Origin of the sequence: Rhodococcus sp. YH1 (assembly GCF_009939605.1) — a bacterium.
Lineage (GTDB): Bacteria > Actinomycetota > Actinomycetes > Mycobacteriales > Mycobacteriaceae > Rhodococcus > Rhodococcus aetherivorans.
The window spans coordinates 1-8,050 of sequence record NZ_WVTE01000103.1 but is presented as its reverse complement, the minus strand read 5'-3'; the positions used below and the strand labels follow the sequence as shown (position 1 = coordinate 8,050).

Below are 8,050 nucleotides of genomic sequence, written 5' to 3'. Positions count from 1 at the left end.
GACCGGCGCGCGGATCACCGCCACCCTGCTCAACAACCTGCAGACCCACGACAAGCAGTTCGGCGTGGAGACCATGTGCGTCGGCGGCGGTCAGGGCATGGCGATGGTGCTCGAGCGCCTGAGCTGATCGTCCCCTCGGACCGGGAAGTCGGATGAGGCGCGGTCGCGGGCCCGAAAGGGCTTGTGGCCGCGCCTTTTTCGAATATCAAGTCTTGAACTCGAGCGCGAATTCAACTATACAATTCGCATAGGTATCGACTATCGGAGGAGACTACACACATGTCCGTGCTCGACAAGTTCCGCCTCGACGACCGCGTCGCGATCGTCACCGGCGCCTCCTCGGGCCTCGGCGTCGCCTTCGCCCAGGCTCTCGCGGAGGCCGGGGCCGACGTCGTGCTCGCGGCCCGTCGCGCCGACCGGCTCGAGCGGACCGCCGAACTCGTCCGTGCCGCCGGCCGCCGCGCGCTGAGCGTCGAGACCGACATCGCCGAGCCCGAGCAGGCGCAACGGATGGTCGATGCCGCGATCGAACACTTCGGCAAGGTCGACATCCTCATCAACAACGCCGGCATCGGCACTGCCGTCCCGGCCACCAAGGAGACCCCGGAACAGTTCCGGCGCGTCATCGACATCAACCTGAACGGCTCCTATTGGGCCGCGCAGGCCGCCGGGCGCGTCATGCAGCCCGGCAGCTCCATCGTCAACATCTCCTCCGTCCTGGGCCTCACCACCGCGGGACTGCCGCAGGCCGCCTACGCCGCCAGCAAGGCCGGCGTGATCGGCCTGACCCGGGACCTGGCCCAGCAGTGGGGGGCACGCAAGGGCATCCGCGTCAATGCCATCGCGCCGGGATTCTTCGAGACCGAGATGACCGACGAGTACCAGCCCGGCTACCTCGACAGCATGAAGTCGCGAATCGTCCTGGGCCGCACCGGCGAGTTCGAGCACCGCCCGCAGAAGCGCTACGACGACACCGCGATCCTGATGTCCGAGCTCGTCGAGCACGGCTACGACTCCGAACGGGGCCGCGAGTCGCTGCGCAACGTCAACCGGATGCACGGCAGGTACTCGATCGACAACGACGACATGCTCTACGTGCTCTCGACGTTCGTCTACGACCCGATCGACTGGATCGACCGCTACGGCTGGCGGCGGCTGCACCCGCACGAGCGCCTCGCCTCGTTCCACTTCTACCGGCAGGTGGGAATCCGGATGGGCATCAAGGACATTCCGGAGTCCTACCAGGAGTTCCAGCGGTTCAAGCTGGACTACGAGGACGAGCACTTCACCTACAGCGACGACAACCACCGCATCGGCACCTACACCCTGCGGCTGTTCCAGTCGTGGTATCCGAAGGCGCTCGCACCCGCCGTCGCCACCGCGGTGTACGCACTGATCGACGAGCGGATGGCCGCGGCGTTCGGGTTCCCGCAGGGCTCTGCGCAGGTCCGGGCGGTCGCGGAGGCCGCGCTGCGCGCCCGGTCCGCGGTGGTGCGCCGACTGCCCAAGCGACGGCTCTCGCGGGCGGCGAGCAACCCCAACAACCGCACCTATCCGGGATATCCGGAGGGCTACCGCCCCCGGGATCTCGGCGTGGGGTACTGATCCGGGGGGAGGGGAGGGCGCCGGCCTGCCGCCCGGGAGGGGTGGCGGGCCGGCGTGCGTCACCCGGCGGGCACCTCGGCGACGTGCTCGGCGGGACGCCGGTTCGCCGCCGGCAGGGCGAGCGCGGCGACGAACACCACCACCGCGCACGTCGCGCACACCAGGTAGGCGATCGAGAATCCCGCCGTAGTGATGCCCCCGTTCGACAGATGCGCCGCGAGAACGGTCGCGACCACCGCGCTGCACACGGTGCTGCCCGTGGTGCGCAGCAGCACGTTGACACCGTTCGCCGCGGCGGTCTGCTCCAGCGGGACCGCGCCCATGATCAGCAGCGGCAGCGTGCAGTACACGAGGGTGGTGCCGATGGCGGCGACGCCGAGCGCCACCACCACCGACCACAGCGGCTTGTCCGGCACCGCATGCAGCGAGTATCCGCACAGCAGGAACAGTGCGCCGGCCAGCATGGGGACCTTCGTTCCCCACCGGTCGGACAACCGCGCCGCGACGAGGGAGAACGACATCATCGCGAAGCTCGCCGGCAGCTGGCACAGGGCCGCGAGCAGGATCGGCAGCCCGTAACCGGCGCCGCGGTCCGGGTCGGCCTGCAGCAGCTGCGTGGTGATGAGGGTGTTGCCGTAGAACGCGAACCCGACCAGCAGGGCGGCCAGGTGCGGCATCAGGACGGTGCGCCGCGCCGAGACCCGCAGATCCACGAGGGGGTTGCGGTTGCGCAGCTGCTGGAAGCCCCACAGTCCGAACAGGACCACGGCGGCGGCGAACATCGACAGCACGGCCGGGCTGGTCCAGCCCCAGGTGCTGCCCTGGGTGATCGGGACGAGCAGGCTCACCAGCGCGGCGGTCAGGCCGACCGCGCCGACGCCGTCGAACCGGCCGCCGGTGCGGGTGCGGGACTCCCGGATGAACACCGCGGCCGCGGTCATCACCGCCGCGCCGATCGCGGTGGTGACCCAGAACAGCACGTGCCAGTTCGCGAACTGGACGATGGCCGCGGCGAACGGGATGCCCAGGGCGGTGCCCAGTCCGAGCGTGGAGCTGAGCAGGGCGATCGCCCGTCCGATCCGTTCCCTGGGCAGTTCCTCGCGCAGGATCGACATGCCGATCGGGATGATCGCGGCGCCCGCGCCCTGCAGGCCGCGGGCGGTGATGAGCACCGCGATGTTCGAACTGATCGCGCAGAGCAGCGAGCCGACGGTCATCAGGACCAGGGCGACGAGCAGCATGCGCTTCTTGCCGATCATGTCGGCGAGCCGCCCGAAGATCGGGGTCATCACGGCCCCGACGAGCAGCGTGGTCGTCACCAGCCACGACACGGCCGTGGTGCCGGCGCCCGTCAGGGCCGGCATGCTCGGCAGCAGCGGCACCATGACCGTCTGCATGATCGCCTGGAAGATCGCCCCGACCGCGAGGATCGGGAAGACGAAACGCGACGGCCGGGGCGCGACGGCCGTTCCCGACCCACCGGCGGACGCCGCGGCGAGGGGCCGGTCCGGCCGAGACCCGCGCAGCCGGAGGGGGTGGGTGGACACGTACGCCATCGGTCCTCCTCCGCGTGGGGTGAATAATTGTTTACTAGGCTAAGTGAATAGCCGTTTACCCCGCAACAGAGGTGACCCGCGTCTCACCCCGGACCGTCTGTCACTCCGCCCCGTCGAGCAGCTCCTGCACCAGCGGCGCGTACCGCGCCACCACGTCCGGCACGGAACCGGTGGCCCGCTCCCCCAGCATCCGGCGCCGCATGATCGCCAGCCCCATCACCATCGACATCGCCAGCTCCGCGCGCAGCCGCGCGTCCGGACCGGGCAACCGCGCGGCGAGCGCGTCGATCATCTGCTTCGAGTAGTTCTCCCGGAGCGTGCGGTTGCTCTCCTCGCTCGCCCCGCTCATGAACAGGATGTTCATCGAGAGCGGCTTGTACGGCTCGAGCGGCCGGGCCAGCATCGAGACCATCCGCTCCCCCAGCTCCCCGAGCGGGCCGTCGAACAGCACCCGCGCCGCCTCCTGGAAGTCGACCAGGGCGTCGAACAGCTGCTCCTTGGAGCCGAAGTACTTGATGATCAGCGGCGCGCTGACCCCGGCGTCCTCGGCGATGTCCTTGAGGGTGATCTCGCGGTACGGGCGCGTCGCGAACGCCATGCCCGCCGCGTCGAGGATCCGGCGGCGCGTCTGCTCCCCGGTGCGCCTCGGCGCCGTCACAGTGTGCGTCGGCCCGAGAGCGCCCGGCCGAGGGTCAGCTCGTCGGCGAACTCGAGGTCGCCCCCCATGGGCAGACCGGACGCCAGCCGCGTCACCGTCAGGCCGGGGAAGTCCCGCAACATCCGCACGAGGTACGTCGCGGTGGCCTCGCCCTCCGTGTTGGGGTCCGTCGCGATGATCACCTCGGCGACGTCGACGCCGTCCTCCTGGTTGCCGATGCGGGTGAGCAGCTCGCGGATCCGCAGCTGGTCCGGCCCGATACCGCTGAGCGGATCGAGCGCGCCGCCGAGCACGTGGTAGCGGCCCCGGAACTCGCGGGTGCGCTCGATGGCCTGCACGTCCTTCGGCTCCTCGACCACACAGATCTGGGTGCGGTCCCGGCGCGGATCGGAACAGATCCGGCAACGCTCCTGATCCGACACCGTGCCGCACACCTCGCAGAACCGGACGCCGTCGCGCACCTGCTGCAGGGCCGCCTGCAGCCGGTCGATCTCCGGCGGCTCGAGCGACAACAGGTGGAACGCGATGCGCTGGGCGCTCTTCGGACCGATGCCCGGCAGCTTGCCGAGCTCGTCGATCAGGTCCTGGACCGGTCCCTCGTACACGTGACTCCTCTAGAAGCCGGGCAGACCGGGGATGCCGCCGCCCAGCCCGCCGGCCAGTGGGCCGAGCTTCTCGGAGGCGATCTCCTGCGCCTTCGCCGACGCGTCGGCGATTGCGCCGATCACCAGGTCCTGCAGCGTCTCCACGTCCTCGGGGTCCACGACCTTCGGGTCGATGTGCAGGCCGACGACCTCGCCGGTCCCCTTCACCGTCGCCGTCACCAGGCCGCCACCGGCCTGGCCGGTCACCTCCGCCTGCGCCATCTCCGCCTGGGCGGCCATCAGCTGCTGCTGCATCTGCTGCGCCTGCGCGAGGAGCTGCTGCATGTCGGGCATTCCACCGGGTTCCAAGGCATGTCCTTTCCGCGGGATTTCGCAACTCAGGGTAGTCCGTCCCCGGTACCGTGACGGCATGCGCGTGCGTGGACTGTCCCGCCGGATCACCGTCGCCGCCACCTGCGTGCTGGCCCTGTCCCTGCCGGGACTGCCCGCGACCGCGAACCAGGACCTGCCGCTGGCCGGTCGCACCGTCTTCCTCGATCCCGGCCACAACGGCGCCAACGACGCGAGCATCGCCACCCAGGTGCCCACCGGTCGCGGCGGCACCAAGAACTGCCAGACCACCGGCACCAGCACCGACTCCGGCTACGCGGAGCACACCTTCAACTGGGACGTGGCCACGCTCGTGCGCGCCGAACTCGAGCGGCTCGGCGCGCACGTGCTGCTCAGCCGGCCCGACGACACGTCCGTCGCCGCCTGCGTGGACCGTCGCGCCGAGGAGGCCAACGCCTCCGGCGCGGACGTCGTGGTCAGCCTGCACGCCGACGGCGGGCCGGCCGACGGCCACGGCTTCCACGTCAACTACTCGGCGCCCCCGCTCAACGAGGTGCAGGCCGGCCCGTCCGTCGCTCTCGCCACCGCCGTGCGCGACGCCCTCGTCGACGCGGGCCTGACCCCGTCCACCTACCTCGGCACCGACGGCCTGCTCGGCCGCGACGACCTGGCCGGGCTCAACCTGGCCCGACGGCCGTCCGTGCTGGTCGAGTTCGGCAATATGCGCAACGCGGCGGACGCCGCGACGATGACCGGCCCCGAAGGGCGGCAGCGCTACGCCACCGCCGTCGTCGCCGGGATCGTCGCGTTCGCCGGCGAACCGGCCGAGGCTCTCTAGTCCAGCTCGCGCTTCAGGTTCGCCAGCACCTGCTCCTGGATCTTGCGCAGCCCGAGCGGCGCGAAGGTCTTCTCGAAGAAGCCGCCGATGCCACCCGCGCCCTTCCACTCAGTCAACGTCACCACGGTCGAACCGGTGCCGTTGGGCACCACGCTCCACGTGGTCACCAGGGACGAGTTCGCGTCCCGCTCGGTGATCGTGCTACCCGACACCGCCACTCGCGCCTCGACGTCGCGGGCCCGCTTCTTCGTCGCCTGCAGGATCCAGTGCACGACCGTGCCGTCGCCGCGGCCACCCGAGAGCACCCGGTAGTCGCGGTACTGCTCGGTGAGGATGCGCGGACGCACCGACTCGTAGTCCGCGAGGGCCTCGAGCACCCGCTCCGGCGCTGCGGCGAGCTGAATCGAACTGCTGGCGCTTACCTGTCCCACTGTTCCTCCTGTGTCTCGTGGGCCGCTCACGTCGCGGCCGTCACCGAGTCCCATCCTGCCTGCTTCATCGTCGCGCCCGGCCGGGCCCGCGGGGCTATTGTGAAGATCGCCACCGGCGCGTCGCCCCAGGGAGTCGTATGCAGAAGCCGAAGTCAGTCGTAGCCCCGAGCGGAGAATCCGCCCACCGGGCCGGTGTCGAGCGCCTGTTGCGCTCCTACCGCGCCATCCCAGCCGACGCCCCTGTGCGCCTGGCCAAGAAGACCTCCAACCTGTTCCGGGCCCGGGCCCGGGTGGACGCGCCGGGCCTCGACGTGTCCGGCCTCGGCGGGGTCGTCTCCGTCGACCCCGCCGCGCGCACCGCCGACGTCGCCGGCATGTGTACCTACGAGGATCTGGTCGACGCGACGCTCCCCCACGGCCTCGCGCCCCTCGTGGTGCCGCAGCTGAAGACGATCACCCTCGGCGGGGCGGTCACCGGGCTCGGCATCGAGTCGACCTCCTTCCGCAACGGCCTGCCGCACGAGTCGGTGCTCGAGATGGACATTCTCACCGGGGCCGGCGAGATCGTCACCGCCACTCCCGACGGCGAGCACGCGGATCTGTTCCACGGCTTCCCCAATTCCTACGGCACCCTCGGATACGCGACGCGCCTGCGCATCGAGCTCGAGCCGGTGAAACCGTACGTGGCGCTGCGGCACCTGCGGTTCGACTCGCTCGACGAGATGCAGTCCGCCCTCGACCGCATCGCCACCGAACGGGTGCACGCCGGGGTGCCGGTCGACTATCTCGACGGAGTGATGTTCTCCGCGACCGAGTCCTACCTGACCGTCGGCACGCAGACCGACGCACCCGGCCCGGTCAGCGACTACACCGGCGGGCACATCTACTACCGCTCCATCCAGCACGCGTCCGTCAACCATCCCAGGACCGACCGTCTCACCATCCGGGACTACCTGTGGCGGTGGGACACCGACTGGTTCTGGTGCTCGCGCGCCTTCGGCGCCCAGAACCCCCGGATCCGGCGGCTGTGGCCGAAGCACCTGCTCCGCAGCAGCTTCTATTGGAAGCTGATCGCCCTCGACCACCGCTACGGTATCGCCGACCGCATCGAGCGACGCAAGGGCAACCTGCCGCGCGAACGCGTCGTGCAGGACATCGAGGTGCCGATCGAGCGGACCGCGGAGTTCCTGCGCTGGTTCCTCGACGAGATACCGATCGATCCGGTGTGGTTGTGCCCCTTGCGGTTACGCGAGAACGGACCCGCAGCGGGCGATGTCCAGCGCCCGTGGCCCCTGTACCCGCTCGAGCCGAAGCGCACCTACGTCAACATCGGCTTCTGGTCGTCGGTGCCGACCGTTCCCGGCGAGATCGAAGGCGCGGCGAACCGTCGCATCGAACACAAGGTCGCCGAGCTCGACGGGCACAAATCGCTGTACTCCGACTCGTACTATTCGCGCGCGGAGTTCGAGCAGCTCTACTACGGCGGCGGGGACTATCCCGCCCTGAAGAAGCGGTACGATCCCGAATCCCGTTTGCTGGACCTCTTCTCGAAGGCGGTGCACAACAGATGACCACGTTGCGAGAACCACGCACGAACGACGGCCGGCTCACCCTCGCCCAGATCCTCGAGACCGTGACCGGCGGCGAGCTGCCGGTGCGGTTCACCGCGTACGACGGCTCCAGCGCCGGCCCCACGGACGCCCCGTACGGCCTGCGGTTGACCTCGACGCGCGGCACGACCTACCTGGCGACGGCCCCCGGCGACCTCGGCATGGCACGCGCCTACGTCTCCGGTGACCTCGAGGCCGAGGGCGTCCACCCCGGCAACCCGTACGAGCTCCTGAAGGCCCTGGGCGACCTGCACTTCCAGCGCCCGCCGGCGCTGACGCTCGCCCAGATCGCGCGCTCGCTGGGGTTGGACCCTGGTCAGCCTCGACCGGGCGGTGCTCGAGGAGGTGATGCGCAACAAGAAGATCGCGCCGATGCTCGGCGCCCGGCTCGACGACGACACTGTGATCGTGCATCCG

Annotated in this window: 8 protein-coding genes and 2 pseudogenes; 5 read left to right on the top strand and 5 right to left on the bottom strand. The window is 70.1% G+C overall.

Annotated features, from left to right (window positions below):
- Both AIIKEEIJ_RS09765 and AIIKEEIJ_RS33635 read left to right on the top strand, forming a co-directional pair.
- Window positions 1-127, top strand: a pseudogene (locus tag AIIKEEIJ_RS09765) (acetyl-CoA C-acyltransferase); the annotation flags it as partial.
- Between the two features lie 152 nt (window positions 128-279).
- Window positions 280-1,605, top strand: a complete 1,326-nt coding sequence (locus AIIKEEIJ_RS33635; protein ID WP_161995545.1) for an SDR family NAD(P)-dependent oxidoreductase — start codon at window positions 280-282, stop codon at window positions 1,603-1,605.
- 59 nt (window positions 1,606-1,664) lie between these two features.
- Here AIIKEEIJ_RS33635 and AIIKEEIJ_RS09755 read toward each other — a convergent pair whose 3' ends face one another.
- The 4 genes from AIIKEEIJ_RS09755 to AIIKEEIJ_RS09740 all read right to left on the bottom strand — a co-directional run bounded on the left by AIIKEEIJ_RS09755 (window position 1,665) and on the right by AIIKEEIJ_RS09740 (window position 4,757).
- Window positions 1,665-3,161 (bottom strand): MFS transporter, encoded by a 1,497-nt coding sequence (locus AIIKEEIJ_RS09755; protein WP_161995544.1) that lies wholly within the window; start codon window positions 3,159-3,161, stop codon window positions 1,665-1,667.
- A 100-nt stretch (window positions 3,162-3,261) separates the two neighbouring features.
- Window positions 3,262-3,819, bottom strand: a complete 558-nt coding sequence (locus AIIKEEIJ_RS09750; protein ID WP_006947463.1) for a TetR/AcrR family transcriptional regulator — start codon at window positions 3,817-3,819, stop codon at window positions 3,262-3,264.
- Entirely contained in the window at window positions 3,816-4,424 is a 609-nt protein-coding gene (gene recR, locus AIIKEEIJ_RS09745) for a recombination mediator RecR (RefSeq protein WP_006947462.1), read from the bottom strand. Before recR ends, AIIKEEIJ_RS09750 begins: the two co-directional genes overlap by 4 nt.
- 9 nt (window positions 4,425-4,433) lie before the next feature.
- Window positions 4,434-4,757, bottom strand: coding sequence for a YbaB/EbfC family nucleoid-associated protein (locus tag AIIKEEIJ_RS09740; RefSeq protein ID WP_050034469.1), 324 nt, complete (start codon window positions 4,755-4,757; stop codon window positions 4,434-4,436).
- Window positions 4,758-4,833: 76 nt separating this feature from the next.
- Between AIIKEEIJ_RS09740 and AIIKEEIJ_RS09735 the strand changes: the two genes are divergently transcribed.
- Window positions 4,834-5,592 (top strand): Rv3717 family N-acetylmuramoyl-L-alanine amidase, encoded by a 759-nt coding sequence (locus AIIKEEIJ_RS09735; protein WP_083662374.1) that lies wholly within the window; start codon window positions 4,834-4,836, stop codon window positions 5,590-5,592.
- Here the strand turns inward: AIIKEEIJ_RS09735 and AIIKEEIJ_RS09730 are convergent.
- Window positions 5,589-6,023: an SRPBCC family protein gene (locus AIIKEEIJ_RS09730; RefSeq protein WP_029547133.1), complete on the bottom strand. Its 435-nt coding sequence runs from the start codon at window positions 6,021-6,023 to the stop codon at window positions 5,589-5,591. The two genes, AIIKEEIJ_RS09735 and AIIKEEIJ_RS09730, sit on opposite strands and share 4 nt — an antisense overlap.
- Before the next feature lie 137 nt (window positions 6,024-6,160).
- Between AIIKEEIJ_RS09730 and AIIKEEIJ_RS09725 the strand changes: the two genes are divergently transcribed.
- Both AIIKEEIJ_RS09725 and AIIKEEIJ_RS09720 read left to right on the top strand, forming a co-directional pair.
- Window positions 6,161-7,594, top strand: coding sequence for an FAD-binding protein (locus AIIKEEIJ_RS09725; RefSeq protein WP_161995543.1), 1,434 nt, complete (start codon window positions 6,161-6,163; stop codon window positions 7,592-7,594).
- Window positions 7,591-8,050 (top strand): annotated as a pseudogene (locus AIIKEEIJ_RS09720) (hypothetical protein); the annotation flags it as partial. The gene AIIKEEIJ_RS09725 and the pseudogene AIIKEEIJ_RS09720, both read left to right, overlap by 4 nt.